Source organism: Methylocystis sp. JR02 (genome assembly GCF_030063565.1).
GTDB classification, from domain to species: Bacteria; Pseudomonadota; Alphaproteobacteria; order Rhizobiales; family Beijerinckiaceae; genus Methylocystis; species Methylocystis iwaonis.
The window spans coordinates 915,106-927,740 of sequence record NZ_JASIRC010000001.1 but is presented as its reverse complement, the minus strand read 5'-3'; the positions used below and the strand labels follow the sequence as shown (position 1 = coordinate 927,740).

Annotated in this window: 13 protein-coding genes; 5 read left to right on the top strand and 8 right to left on the bottom strand. The window is 64.3% G+C overall.

Annotated elements, in window-relative coordinates:
• Positions 1-310 precede the first annotated feature (310 nt).
• Positions 311-586, top strand: a complete 276-nt coding sequence (sciP, locus tag QNA11_RS04360; protein WP_036281596.1) for a CtrA inhibitor SciP — start codon at positions 311-313, stop codon at positions 584-586.
• A gap of 167 nt (positions 587-753) precedes the next feature.
• Here sciP and QNA11_RS04355 read toward each other — a convergent pair whose 3' ends face one another.
• Entirely contained in the window at positions 754-1,746 is a 993-nt protein-coding gene (locus QNA11_RS04355; RefSeq protein WP_283482090.1) for a putative bifunctional lysylphosphatidylglycerol flippase/synthetase, read from the bottom strand.
• Positions 1,747-1,898: 152 nt separating this feature from the next.
• On the opposite strand from QNA11_RS04355, the gene QNA11_RS04350 reads away from it, so the two are divergent.
• Positions 1,899-2,465 carry a Yip1 family protein gene (locus tag QNA11_RS04350; RefSeq protein WP_283482089.1) on the top strand — a complete coding sequence of 189 codons (567 nt, stop codon included), beginning with the start codon at positions 1,899-1,901 and terminating at the stop codon, positions 2,463-2,465.
• Here the strand turns inward: QNA11_RS04350 and QNA11_RS04345 are convergent.
• From QNA11_RS04345 to QNA11_RS04315, 7 genes are all read right to left on the bottom strand, one after another.
• Positions 2,462-4,510, bottom strand: coding sequence for a hybrid sensor histidine kinase/response regulator (locus tag QNA11_RS04345; RefSeq protein ID WP_283482088.1), 2,049 nt, complete (start codon positions 4,508-4,510; stop codon positions 2,462-2,464). The genes QNA11_RS04350 and QNA11_RS04345 overlap by 4 nt on opposite strands.
• Positions 4,511-4,688: 178 nt before the next feature.
• On the bottom strand, positions 4,689-5,147 hold the full coding sequence (locus QNA11_RS04340) for a molybdenum cofactor biosynthesis protein MoaE (RefSeq protein ID WP_502867554.1): 459 nt from the start codon (positions 5,145-5,147) through the stop codon (positions 4,689-4,691).
• A gap of 11 nt (positions 5,148-5,158) precedes the next feature.
• Entirely contained in the window at positions 5,159-5,410 is a 252-nt protein-coding gene (gene moaD, locus QNA11_RS04335; RefSeq protein WP_202071839.1) for a molybdopterin converting factor subunit 1, read from the bottom strand.
• Entirely contained in the window at positions 5,407-6,015 is a 609-nt protein-coding gene (pgsA, locus tag QNA11_RS04330; RefSeq protein WP_283482086.1) for a CDP-diacylglycerol--glycerol-3-phosphate 3-phosphatidyltransferase, read from the bottom strand. The genes moaD and pgsA overlap by 4 nt, the downstream gene beginning before the upstream one ends.
• Positions 6,016-6,116: 101 nt before the next feature.
• On the bottom strand, positions 6,117-6,506 hold the full coding sequence (locus QNA11_RS04325; RefSeq protein WP_283482085.1) for a DoxX family protein: 390 nt from the start codon (positions 6,504-6,506) through the stop codon (positions 6,117-6,119).
• A 7-nt stretch (positions 6,507-6,513) separates the two neighbouring features.
• Entirely contained in the window at positions 6,514-7,110 is a 597-nt protein-coding gene (locus tag QNA11_RS04320) for a malonic semialdehyde reductase (protein ID WP_283482084.1), read from the bottom strand.
• Positions 7,111-7,175: 65 nt separating this feature from the next.
• Positions 7,176-7,931 (bottom strand): tetratricopeptide repeat protein, encoded by a 756-nt coding sequence (locus tag QNA11_RS04315; protein WP_283482083.1) that lies wholly within the window; start codon positions 7,929-7,931, stop codon positions 7,176-7,178.
• Between the two features lie 244 nt (positions 7,932-8,175).
• Between QNA11_RS04315 and QNA11_RS04310 the strand changes: the two genes are divergently transcribed.
• The 3 genes from QNA11_RS04310 (at position 8,176) to QNA11_RS04300 (ending at position 12,626) form a co-directional block, all read left to right on the top strand.
• Positions 8,176-8,436 (top strand): acyl carrier protein, encoded by a 261-nt coding sequence (locus QNA11_RS04310; RefSeq protein ID WP_202072031.1) that lies wholly within the window; start codon positions 8,176-8,178, stop codon positions 8,434-8,436.
• 330 nt (positions 8,437-8,766) lie between these two features.
• Positions 8,767-10,605: a dihydroxy-acid dehydratase gene (gene ilvD / locus QNA11_RS04305; RefSeq protein WP_283482082.1), complete on the top strand. Its 1,839-nt coding sequence runs from the start codon at positions 8,767-8,769 to the stop codon at positions 10,603-10,605.
• A 119-nt stretch (positions 10,606-10,724) separates the two neighbouring features.
• Entirely contained in the window at positions 10,725-12,626 is a 1,902-nt protein-coding gene (locus QNA11_RS04300) for a CHASE3 domain-containing protein (RefSeq protein ID WP_283482081.1), read from the top strand.
• Positions 12,627-12,635 lie beyond the last annotated feature (9 nt).

Genomic DNA, 12,635 nt, shown 5'->3' with positions numbered 1-12,635 from the left:
TTGTGGCTCTGGATTCTCGGGCTTTCAGCCCGCCGGGAAACGGAAGTGGTATGAGACGCAAATAGAGACACAGCATTTCAGGAAGCATTAACGATAATCTGCGTGCATAGAACAGCACTAGATCGTCCCCCACGTGCGGTTACGGGACGAAAACTCTGGCGAAAACAAGGCGACGCCTGGGGCGCGCCGAAACTTCCTAAAATCTGGTTTAAACTTGATTATCTATGGACCTCGCGCGTTTAGGCAAATCTTAAAAGGCCAGGCGCTATAAGGCGGTTACTGTGTGGTCGTAGAGTATGCGAGTAAGATTATGACCGAGACGCACCGTCCGCGTGTCAAATATGTCATCGGCCCTGACGGCAGCCCGCTGACAATTGCGGATTTGCCGCCGCCTTCCACCAAGCGCTGGGTCATTCGCCGCAAGGCGGAAGTGGTCGCCGCGGTCCGGGGCGGTCTTCTTTCCCTCGACGAAGCCTGCAGCCGCTATACGCTGACGGTCGACGAGTTCCTGAGCTGGCAGATGTCGATCGACCAGCACGGCCTCGCCGGACTGCGCACGACGCGCCTGCAGCAATATCGGATGTAAGGCGCGCGCATCCTACGACCTGAATTAAAAAAGCCGGTCCCATTTTTGGGCCGGCTTTTTTGTTGTGCGTGCGTTAATGCGGCTCTGGATTCCCGGTCGGGCTTTCAGCCCGCCGGGAATGACAAGCCCCAACGCGAGCTGTTCAAACGGAATGGCGTCAAACCGCCTCAGACCTGCGGCGGTCCCTCCGCCGCGCGGGGCTCGCCCCGCAGCTTTTCCACGAGCTTCTTGCGCTCGAACAGCCCGACGACGACGAGCGCCGCGAGCAGCGGGACGATGAGGTAGAAGAGCCGCCACACCAGCAGCGCCGCCAGAACCTGCAGGCGCGGCACATCCGGCATCAGATTGATGAAGACCAGCTCGAAGACGCCGAGTCCGCCCGGCGCATGGGAGACGAGCGCCGCCGAGAAAGACAGGAGGAAGGCGGCGAGGACGACGATATAGCCCGGATTCCCCTGCTCCGGCAGCGCGAAATAGATGATGCCCGCCGCGCCGATGAGCTCCGCCGGCGCCGCGAAGAGCTGTTGGACCATCACGGCCGGACGCGGATAGGTGATCTCGAACTTGCCGAACCGGAACGGTCTGAAATGCATCAGCGAGCCGATGATGTAGACCGCGACGAAGCCCAAACATAGCAGCCCCACCGTGCGCGCCGTGTGCGGATGGGTGAAGACGTCTGGCAGGAAGCCCGCGAGACGCTGCATCATCGTGGGGTCGTAGGTGAGCAGAAGCCCCCCGAGCAGCACATTGCCGAAGGCGAAGGTGTAGGAGCAGAGCACCACCAGCGTCGCGACCTGCGTCGCCGTCAGCCCTTTCGACGAATAGGCGCGGTAGCGCACCATGGCGCCGGAGAAGACGCTCGCGCCGATATTGTGGGACAGCGCATAAGTGGTGAAGGAACAAACGGAGATGAAAATCCACGAAATATGCGTCACGCCCAGATGCAAGAGCGCGATCCGATCGTACCAGGCGAGCGCCGCATAGGCGAGCAAGGTCGACAGCGCCGCGAAGAAGTAATCCGACGCGGGAATGGCCGTAAGATAAGCCCAAACCTCTGTGCCGACGGATTCGCCCTGGAACTCGTGGTAGAGCAGGTAAAATGAGCCGATGACGGCGGCGAGCCCGATGACGGGCCAGAAATACTCTGCCAGTTTTTTCATGCAGCCTGTCGCGTTAGACGTTATTTGGGGCTTCGTCAGCGGTCGATGCTGGCCTGCGCATTCCCTCGCATGTAAGCAAGTCATGAGCAAGCCACAAGCGCCGGCCAAGCCGGTCCAAGGGAAGCGCCGAAGCCGGCCGGAAAGACGACGCCATGCAGGATATGATCTCCCGGGTCAAAGGCCTCATTTTGACGCCCCGGCAGGAGTGGGAGCGGATCGAGGCGGAAGACACATCCGTCCGCGACCTTTATCTGCGGTATATCGGCGTCCTTGCGGCCATACCGCCCTTCGCGAGCTTTTTGGGGTCGTGGCTGTTTGGCGCGCGTGGGCTGCACCCGACTTTTGCGGCAGGGCTGCTGCGCGCGGTCATGCAATATGCATTGAGCCTGCCCGCGCTCTTCCTGACCGCCTTCGTCATCTCCATGGCGGCGCCCTATTTCGACGGCCGCAGCGACGATCGGCGGGCGCTGGCGCTCGCCGCCTATTCCTATACGCCGGCCTGGCTCGCCTCGGCGTTCGGCCTCGTGCCGGGGCTACGCTTCCTCGACGTGCTGGGTCTCTACGGGATCTACGTCTTTTCGCTGGGCCTGACGCGCATGATGCGGGTGCCCAAGGACAATCTCGACGTCTTCACGCTGGTGGCGCTGTTCCTGACGGTGGCCATGGGCGCTTTGCACGCCTGGCTGGTGTCGGCGATCGCGCCTGCGCAGTTGCTCTAGCGTCGGAAATCCAGAACACGTTCGATGTCGCCCATGGAAGCCGGCTTGGCGATATGCAGATCGAAGCCGGCCTTTTTCACATGCTCCCGCGCGGTCTCGCCGCCCCAGCGCGTGAGGGCGACGATTATTGCGTCCCTGCCTTCCGGCAGGGCGCGGATGCGGCGCGCCGCCTCGTAACCGTCCATCCCCTCCAAACCAAGATCGATGAAAACGACCTGGGGATGGAAGCTCTGAACCGCCTCGACGCCTCTTTTTCCGTCATAAGCCGTCTGAACATTCGCGCCCTGGGCGCGCAGCAGCATGGACAAGCCATGGACCACGTCGTCATCGTCCTCGATGATGAGGACGCGGCGGACGGATCGGCCTCCCTCGCGTTGCGGCCCCCCCTGCGCAAAGGCTGACGCGAGCGGCAGACGCACCAGGAAGACGCTCCCCTTGCCGGGTCCGTCGCTGCGCGCCTCGACCTGCCCGCCATGCAGGCGCAACAGCTTGCGCACAAGGGCGAGGCCGATGCCGAGACCGCCCTGGGCGCGCCCCAATGTCCGATCGACCTGAGCGAAAAGGTCGAAGACATGCGGGAGCATGTCCGTCGGTATGCCGACGCCATTGTCGGCGACTGTCAATTCCGCCTGGCTCCCGACGCGCCGGGCCGCGATCTCCGCATGGCCGCCCGACGGCGTGTATTTGGCGGCGTTGCTGAGAAGATTGGCGATGACCTGCACGAGCCGCACCGGATCGCCGTCGATCATGAGCGGCTCCTCGGGCCGCACGACGGTCAGCGAGACGCCATTAGCGTCGAGGAATTGCTGACTGGCCTCGATGGCCTGATCCATGAGATCGCGCAGATCGAGCCGCTCCCGCTTGAGTTCGATCTTGCCGCTGCGGATGCGCGACACCTCCAGCAGATCGTCCACGAGGCGGACGATGTGATCGACCTGCCGCTCCATCATCTCCTGAACGCGAACGGCGTTGGGCCCCTGCGCGCCGGTTCGCTTGAGAACGAGGAGGCCGGTTCGGATCGGCGCCAAAGGATTGCGAAGCTCATGCGCCAGCGTTGCCAGGAACTCGTCCTTGCGGCGGTCGGCTTCTAGCAGCGCCTGCTCCATCCTCAGCCGCGCCATCGCCATGGAGACGAGCTGGCTCACCGCCTGCATGACCTCGATCTCGTCGTCGTTGAAGGCGAGCCGCGTCTTGGCCCCGAACGACAAAGTGCCCATCAGCCGGCCCTGCGCCATCAGCGGATGGCAGCAGTAAGCTTTGATCCCGCAGGAGGCGATGAGCCCCGTTCGCGGGTCCGCGCTGGCGCACACATTCTCGGCCACGATCCGCTCGCGGTCGCGGGCGACGGCGCCGCATATGGCGACGCCGTAATCGAGCCATTCGATTTCGCGCGCCCGATCCTCGGGTATGCCGGCGCAAGCATTGAGATGCAGGCGGCCGGACTCTTCGTCGACGAGGTAATTGAAGAAGGCCTGGCAATCGAGAAACTGCATGACGTCGGCGCAGAGTTCCTCCACGGCGCCCTGCACGTCGCTCGACTGCAGCAGCCGCGCCGCGATCCGCGTCAGCAGCTCGTTGCGACGCACGGTCCACTGCAGCGCAATTTCAGCGTGTTTCCGGTCGGTAATGTCCTGCGTGACGCCAAAACCGCCGAGCAACGCCCCCGCCGCGTCGAATTCCAGACAGGCCTTTTCGCGCACCCATTTCTCCTGGCCGTCGACCAGGACTCGATGCTCGAGGTCGTAAGGTTCGCCGCGTAGCGCGGCGATCCATTTCTCATGGACATAGGCGCGGTCGTCAGGATGGACCGCCGCCAGGAAGGTTTCATATGTCTGGGGCGCGCCGACGGGCTGGCCAAAAATGCGGTAGTTCTCGGCCGACCAGGTGAGGATGTTTCGAGTGGTGTCCATGCGCCACCAGCCGATCTGGCCCAGCTCCTGCGCCCGCGCGAAATTTTCCCACTGGCGCCAGCTCTCCACAGTCGTGGACTCGACGCTCTGGGATGACTCATCATGATTTTCGACGTCGCCAACGACCCTGCTCATGCGCCGAGAAGTGATATGGATCAGCGGGGCAAGCAAGCGGGGCAGTAAGGCGCGCGCCCAGATCGAAAATCGCATCGGAGCCAGCGCTAACTGTAGGATTTTTCAAATAAGATATTGGCGTCTGCGGGAGAATTTTCAGCCTTTGAACGGTTTGTGACCGACCGTAAGCTGGGGAAAGCTATCGCGCCCAGCGCGCCGCCGCAGCGTCGTCTTCGCTTTTGGCGGCGACCCAGCCCTCTTCGGCGCCGTCGACCCGGCGCTCCTTCTTCCAGAAGGGCGCGCGGGTCTTGAGGTAGTCCATCAGGAATTCAGCCGCCGCAAAGGCCTCGCCGCGATGGCGCGCGGCGGCGATCACCAGCACGATCCGCTCGCCGGGGCGAATGACGCCGTGGCGGTGGATGATCGTCAGGCCGACGAGCGGCCAGCGCAACAGCGCCTCCCCCGCGACGCGCCCGATTTCCTCCTCCGCCATGCCGGGATAATGCTCGAGCTCCAAAGCGTCGAGCGTTCCATCCTCGTCCCGGCACAGGCCCGTGAAGGCGACGACGGCGCCGACATCGCGGCGGCCTTCCGTCAGCAAGGCCTCCTCATGGGCGGCGTCAAAGTCTTCCGCCTGGACGCGAATGGTGGGCGTGATCTGCGCCACGCTCAGCCGCCGGTCATCGGGGGGAAAAAAGCAATCTCGCGCGCGCTTGCGATCGGCGCGTCGGGGGCGGCGTGGGTCTTGTCGATGGCGGTCCGAATCGTCTTGGGATTGGCGAAAGCGGCGGCGTAGCCCTCGCCCCGCGCCGCGAGCCATTCGACGAGCTGGCGCACCGTCTCCACCTCGCGCGGCGGCGCGATCTCTTCTTCCGAAACGCCGATCCGCTCGCGGACCCAAGCGAAATAGACCGCCTTCATGGCCCCTCGTCTTCCCCGAAATGGCCGATCGCCGCCTGTAGGTAATCGGCGCCCGTATAGAGCGTCAGAACAGCGGCGACCCAAAGAAGCGTCTCGCCGATTTTGAGCGAGCCGGGCAGAACGGCTTCCCCCGACGGGCCGACGATGAAGAAACCGAGCGCCACAAGCTGGAACGCTGTCTTCCATTTGGCGATGGTCGACACCGGCAGCCGCACTTTCAGCTCGGCGAGATATTCGCGCAGGCCCGAGACGAGGATCTCGCGGCACAGGATGATGATCGCCGCCCAGATCGTCCATCCGACCAGCGTCTGATTGGCGACGACCACGAGAAGCGTCGCGGCGACCAGGAGCTTATCGGCGATCGGGTCGAGCATGCGGCCGATCGGCGATTGCTGCTGCCAAGCGCGCGCGAGATAGCCGTCGAAAAAATCGGTCACGCCGGCGGCCGTATAGACGCCGAGCGCCGCCCAGCGGGTCCAGTTCTCGCTCGAGGCGAGCAGCAGCCCGGCCACCACGGGCACGGCGAGACACCGTCCGTAAGTCAGCAGGTTGGGCAACGCCCACGCATGAGAGCGTCGCTTGGTCGTGACGGCTGTCTCGGTCATGTCAGCAAGGGAATAGGTCGCGCGCCTCTCTTGTCAATAGATTTGGCATGGCCTTGGCCGCCAAGCACAATCTCTATCAACAGCCATGAGCGCGGCACGGTCTACTCCTTGTCGAGCGCGAACTTGCCCGGCCCGGCGACCGAGAAGAACAGGAACACGAAGCAGTAGAGCGCCGCAAGCTCCCCCTTGTTCAGGATCGGCCAGAACGCCTCGAAAGCATGGAAGCCGAAATAGGCCACCGCCATCTCGCCGGCGAGGATGAAGGCGGCCGGCCGCGTGAACAAGCCGATCAGCAGCAGGAAGCCGCCGACAAGCTCGATGACGCCAGCGGCGCCGAGCAGCGACAGCAGCGTCACCTTGTCGAACATGGCGACATGCGGGAAGCCGAAGAGCTTGGCGGTTCCGTGCTGCAAGAACAGCAAGGCGGTCACGATGCGCAGCAGCCCCTGGACGTGCGGCAGGTAGCGCGCGGGAATGATTCGGAGCGTCATGCAAACCTCAAAGAATTTGGGCCATGTCTTCAAAAGCGAAACGCGGCCCGCGCGGGTAGAGCTTGGCCGTATCGCCGTAGCCGACATTGATCAGAAAATTCGACTTTATCTTGGTGCCTGAAAAAAATTCGGCGTCGACCTTGGCGTTGTCGAAGCCGCTCATCGGGCCCGTGTCCAAACCGACCGCCCGTAAAGCGAGGATCAGATAGGCGCCCTGCAGCGAACCGTTGCGAAAGGCGGTGTCCCGGATCAGCGCGTCATTGCCGGCGAACCAGGCGCGCGCATCCGCCGCAGGGTAGAGGAACGGCAGATGGTCGGGAAAATCGAGGTCGTAGCCCACGATCGCCGTCGCGGGCGCCGCCATGGTCTTGTCGTGATTGCCGGGCGACAGGGCGGGCGCGAGCCGGGCCTTGGCCTCCGGCGAGCGCACGAAGACGACCCGCATGGGGGAGCAATTGGCGCTTGTCGGTCCCCATTTGGCGTAATCGACCGCGAGCTCCAGGAGAGAGTCTGGCACCTCCCTGTCGAGCCAGCCATTATGCGTGCGGGCGGCGGTAAAAAGCTGCGCCAAGACGTCGGGCGGGAGTTGTTTCGCGTCTGTCACCGGCAATACCCCTCTCTGGAAAGCGATCGAGAGAACGTCGGGTTTCCCTATGCCGCCCGCCGTCCTTAAATATCGCGCCCTTCGACCTCCAGCCGCAGCCGCTCCTCGTTTTTTCGAAGCGCGTCGTTGCGCGGCGCAATATCGAGCGCCTTACGATAGGCGGAGAGCGCGCGTTTCTTGTCGCCGGTCTTTTCCGCCAGCGAGCCGAGCGCCTCCAGCGCGTCGAAGCGCTTTGGCTCGAGGCGCGCCGCCGTTTCCAGATCGGCTAGCGCCGCCGCCGCGTCGCCCTCGGACGCCATGACGCGCGCCCGGCGCACGAAGCCCTCGGGCCAGCCAGGAGCCAAAGCGACGATATAATCGAGCAAGGCTTTCGAGAGCCCCGGCGCGCCGGCGACCTCTGCGGCGAGCGCCCGGGCGGCGAGGAGATCGATCGTATCCGAGCCCGATCGCGACCAGCGGGCGAGAATGGCGGCCGAAACGGCTTGCGCCTCGCGGTCGTCCTCGGCCGCGGCGAGACGGCCGAACAGGCGGCTCATCTCCTCGGCGCGCCGCTCTTCTGGCGATTTCGGCGGTTCGGGCCGAGGCTTGGCGAGCTTGCGGTCGGGCGCCCTCGGCGCGAGCCCCCCGAGAGGATCAGTTGGATCGCTTGGGCCAAATCCGCGCGAGCCCGGCGGCAAGGGGATTTTGCCGACGCCGGGGATGAACAGAAAGGTCCCCCCGTTCTCGTCGGTCCCGACGCTCGGCGGCTCGTCCTGCTGCGCGCGGGCGGCGCCCGCCGCGAGGCCGGTCAGAATCGTCAGGAGCGCGACAAGCCTTCTCATCGCCCCAACCATAAAGCAGCGCCGCGCGCGGCGCCAATATCGCGGCGGACACGATTACCATTCTTTAATCTTACCATATTGCGAATCCGGTCAAATTTTCCACCAATTCATATTCGGTTCAGGCTCGGCGCCCCATTTCTTTCCTCGATGTTCACGATTGCCTGAGACGATCGCAGCATCACTTCGAGCGACAGCCGCGAGCCCCGCGCATTTGCCTCGAGCGCGCGCTTTTGGAGTTGGAACGATGATCGAGACCATCCGCCGTCTGCTGCAAGAAAACGGCCGCCTGCACACGCCTATCGAGACCCTGTCCGACAATGCGGATCTTTATGAAGCGGGCCTGACTCCCTTCGCGGCCATCCGCACCATGCTCGCGATCGAGGAGGCCTTCGACGTCGAATTCCCGGTGGCCATGCTGCGTCGCCAGAGCTTTTCCTCCATCAACGCCATCGTCGCCTGCCTGAACGAGTTGAACCCCCACGCCGCCGCCCGCCAGGCCGCCTGACCGCCAGAGTGACCTTTGGGATTTTCTCAAAGCCCGAAAGCGCCGCGCTTTCGGGCTTGCGTTTTTTAAGAGCGCCTGCGCTAGGCCGCGCCGTAAAGCTCCTCGAGCGCGAATGACAGTCCCGGCGGATCGAGCGGCCATGATGGGATCATAGCGCCTTTTGCTCTCACCACATATGTAGACGGTGGCCCCCCGGACCGCGCGCCTTCAGGCGCGCATGTTTCGGGCGCGCCTGAAGGCGCGCCGTCCCGGAAGGCTCGCGGTCCTTGCGGGGGCGCGCCGGCTGGGCTATCGCCTCTCCAACCCGGTTGATGACAGGAAACTTCGCCCATGCCTCCCTATCGTTCCAGCACCACCACCCACGGCCGCAACATGGCGGGCGCGCGCGGCCTCTGGCGCGCGACGGGCGTGAAGGACGAGGATTTCGGCAAGCCGATCATCGCCGTCGTCAACAGCTTCACCCAGTTCGTTCCCGGCCATGTGCATCTGAAGGATTTGGGCCAGCTCGTCGCGCGCGAGATCGAGAAGGCGGGCGGCATCGCAAAAGAGTTCAACACGATCGCGGTCGATGACGGCATCGCCATGGGTCACGACGGCATGCTCTACTCCCTGCCCTCGCGCGAGATCATCGCCGACAGCGTGGAGTATATGGTCAACGCCCATTGCGCCGACGCCATGGTCTGCATTTCCAATTGCGACAAGATCACGCCCGGCATGCTGATGGCGGCGCTGCGGCTCAATATCCCGGCGGTGTTCGTCTCCGGCGGCCCGATGGAGGCCGGCAAGGTCGTGCTCGCGGGCAAGGAACATGCGCTCGACCTCGTCGACGCCATTATCGCTGGCGCGGACGATAAGGTCGCCGAAAGCGACGTGACGGCGATCGAACGCTCGGCCTGCCCGACCTGCGGCTCCTGCTCCGGCATGTTCACGGCGAACAGCATGAACTGCCTTACCGAAGCCCTGGGTCTCTCGCTGCCCGGCAATGGCACGCTCGTCGCCACCCACGCCGACCGCAAGCGTCTCTTCGTCGAGGCCGGCCATCTGATCGTCGATCTCGCGCGCCGCTATTACGAGCAGAACGACGAAAGCGTGCTGCCCCGCTCGATCGCGACTTTCGACGCTTTCGAGAACGCCATTGCGCTCGACATCGCCATGGGCGGCTCGACCAATACCGTGTTGCACCTCCTCGCCGCCGCGCACGAGGCCGAGGTCGATTTCACCATGACCGACATCGACCGCATGTCGCGCCGCGTGCCGGTGCTGTGCAAGGTCGCGCCCTCCGTGGCCGACGTGCATATGGAGGACGTGCATCGCGCCGGCGGCGTGATCGCCATTCTGGGCGAGCTGTTGCGCGCCGGCCTGCTGCATGGCGATCGGCCGACCGTCCACAGCGCCACATTGGCGGACGCCGTCTCCCAATGGGACATCGGCGTGACGACGAGCAATACGGCGAAGACCCTCTTCAGCGCCGCGCCCGGCGGCGTGCCGACGCAAGAGGCTTTCAGCCAGGAGCGCCGCTATGACGGGCTCGACAGCGACCGCGAAAAAGGCGCGATCCGCGACGCCGCTCACGCCTTCTCGAAGGACGGCGGCCTTGCCGTGCTGTTCGGCAATCTCGCGCAGGACGGCTGCATCGTGAAGACGGCGGGGGTCGACGAGTCGATTCTGAAATTCTCCGGCCCGGCGCGCGTCTTCGAGAGCCAGGACGCAGCGGTCTCCGGCATTCTGACGGGCGAGGTGACGGCCGGCGACGTGGTCGTCATCCGCTACGAGGGTCCGCGCGGCGGCCCCGGCATGCAGGAGATGCTCTATCCGACGAGCTATCTGAAATCGAAGGGGCTCGGCAAAGCCTGCGCGCTCATCACCGACGGGCGCTTCTCGGGCGGCACCTCGGGCCTTTCCATCGGCCATGTGTCGCCGGAGGCGGCCGAAGGCGGGATGATCGCGCTGGTGCAGGACGGCGATCCGATCGAGATCGACATCCCGAACAGAAAAATCACCCTGGCCGTAAGCGAGACGGAACTTTCCGCCCGCCGCGCGGTTCAAGCCGGCAAGGGCTTTGCGCCCGCTACCCCGCGCCCCCGCAAAATCTCTACGGCGTTGCGCGCCTACGCCGCCATGACGACCAGCGCGGCGCGCGGCGCGGTGCGCGAGGTTCCGAAAGCGTAAGAGTCCGGCGGCGATCAGGCGGCGCGGGCGCTTCCTTATTGAAGCGTCCGCGATCAGCCACGCTGGTTATGCGCCCAAGGTCGCATAAAATCGCCTGATCGGTCGCGTAATGGACTCGCATGGCCGTGGCGCGAAAGTTCCTCTCTGTCGAGACAATCAGCCTGATTGTCGCCTTTGCGATTCTGGCCTTCGCGGGCTTCGTCACCGCGCGGACGGAACAGCAGCGCCGCGAAAGCGGCGCATGGGTGCGCCACACGCTCATGGTCGAGAGCGCGCTATACCGGCTCGACGGCGCCATCCGCCGCGCCGAGAGCGAGGAACGCGGCTACATCATCACCCGCGACCCCGCCTATCTCCGGCCAAAAGAGGATATTTCCGCGCAGCTCGAGAAGGGGCTCGCGGAAATCGGCGCGCTGGTCGCGGATGATGAGGGGCAGAGCGATCGGCTCGCGCAGCTCCGCCCGCTGCTCACGGAGCGCCTCGACCAGCTTCAGCGCAAGATCGACCTCATGAGAGCCGGCCGCTTCGACGAGGCGGCGGAAATTGTGCGGACGGGCGAAGGCAAAGCGCTGACCGATCGGATCGACGCGCTGGTCGCGGAAATGATCGCGCAGGAGGATGCGATTCATCGCCGAAGAGACGAGCAGATGGCGCAAGCGACGGACACGCTGCAAACGGCGATCGGATCGTTGATCGTGCTCATCGCCGGCGTCGCCGTCTTTGCGGTTCTTCTGGCTGAAAAGCAACTGAACGCGCTTCGTAAATCGAGCGAAACCCTGAAGCACGCCTATAATGAGCTCATCTCGGAATCCACCAAGCGCGGATCGCTCGAGGCGCAGTTACGCCAATCGCAGAAGCTCGAGGCTCTCGGCCATCTCGCCGGGGGCATTGCGCACGACTTCAACAACATGCTCGGGGTCATCGTCTCCAGCCTCAATATTTTGCGGCGCAAGCTGCGTCGCAACGAAGGGGGGCTCGATCCGCTGATCGACTCGGCCATGGACGGCGCCGATCGCGCTGCGGGGCTGGTTCGCCGCCTGCTGGCTTTCTCCCGCATCCAGCCGCTCGATCCACAGCCGCTCGACGTCAACGCGCTCGTCAACGGCATGTCGGCGATTCTGCATCGGACATTGGGGGCGCATATTCATCTGGCGACTGTGCTTGCCCCAAATCTCTGGCCGACGAAAGTCGACGCCAATGAGCTCGAAAGCGCCATCCTCAACCTGGCGGTCAACGCCCGTGACGCCATGCCGACCGGCGGCCAGCTCACCATCGAGACAGCGAACACGACGCTCGACGAACTTTACGCCGACGAGCGTCCGCAGCTCAGACCCGGCCAATATGTCCTGATCGCCATCTCCGACACCGGCGTCGGCATGCCGCCGGATGTCGCCGCCAAAGCGTTCGATCCCTTCTTCACGACGAAACCCATCGGCAAAGGCACCGGTCTGGGTCTGTCGCAGGCGCATGGATTCGCGACCCAGTCCGGCGGGCATATCCAAATCTATTCGGAGGTCGATCGGGGAACCTGCCTCAAGCTCTATCTTCCCCGCTATATCGAAGCCCGCGAAGCTGAAGAAGCCGCCACGCAACCGCCGCCGACGGAGGAGGAATTCCCGCGCGGCAGGCCGGAGGAGATCGTGCTCATCGTCGAGGACGACGAATCAGCCAGGCGCGCCACGGCGCAAGGGGTGCGGGAGCTCGGCTATACGGTGCTCGAGGCGGAAAGCGGCAAGGCGGCGATCAATATCCTGCGCGCCCGCGCCGATATTGCCCTGATGATCACCGATGTCGTCATGCCGGAGATGGACGGCGCCCGGCTCGCGCGCGAGGCGGTGTTCCGCCGTCACGCTTTGCATGTGATGTTCATCACCGGCTATTCCCAGCACGCGATCGCGCGGGACGGCATGCTGGACCCCGACGTCAATCTGCTGACCAAGCCCTTCACTCTGGCGCAGCTCGCGCGCAAAATCCGCGCCGTCCTCGATGCGCACGGCAATCTGCCGAAAGGAAAGCCGTAAAATCGACTT

Coding starts and splice junctions, on each gene's coding strand:
- sciP (WP_036281596.1), top strand. CDS start 311: ATGACCGAGACGCACCGTCCGCGTGTCAAATATGTCATCGGCCCTGAC.
- QNA11_RS04355 (WP_283482090.1), bottom strand. CDS start 1,746: ATGAAAAAACTGGCAGAGTATTTCTGGCCCGTCATCGGGCTCGCCGCC.
- QNA11_RS04350 (WP_283482089.1), top strand. CDS start 1,899: ATGCAGGATATGATCTCCCGGGTCAAAGGCCTCATTTTGACGCCCCGG.
- QNA11_RS04345 (WP_283482088.1), bottom strand. CDS start 4,510: ATGAGCAGGGTCGTTGGCGACGTCGAAAATCATGATGAGTCATCCCAG.
- moaD (WP_202071839.1), bottom strand. CDS start 5,410: ATGAAGGCGGTCTATTTCGCTTGGGTCCGCGAGCGGATCGGCGTTTCG.
- pgsA (WP_283482086.1), bottom strand. CDS start 6,015: ATGACCGAGACAGCCGTCACGACCAAGCGACGCTCTCATGCGTGGGCG.
- QNA11_RS04325 (WP_283482085.1), bottom strand. CDS start 6,506: ATGACGCTCCGAATCATTCCCGCGCGCTACCTGCCGCACGTCCAGGGG.
- QNA11_RS04315 (WP_283482083.1), bottom strand. CDS start 7,931: ATGAGAAGGCTTGTCGCGCTCCTGACGATTCTGACCGGCCTCGCGGCG.
- QNA11_RS04310 (WP_202072031.1), top strand. CDS start 8,176: ATGATCGAGACCATCCGCCGTCTGCTGCAAGAAAACGGCCGCCTGCAC.
- ilvD (WP_283482082.1), top strand. CDS start 8,767: ATGCCTCCCTATCGTTCCAGCACCACCACCCACGGCCGCAACATGGCG.
- QNA11_RS04300 (WP_283482081.1), top strand. CDS start 10,725: ATGGCCGTGGCGCGAAAGTTCCTCTCTGTCGAGACAATCAGCCTGATT.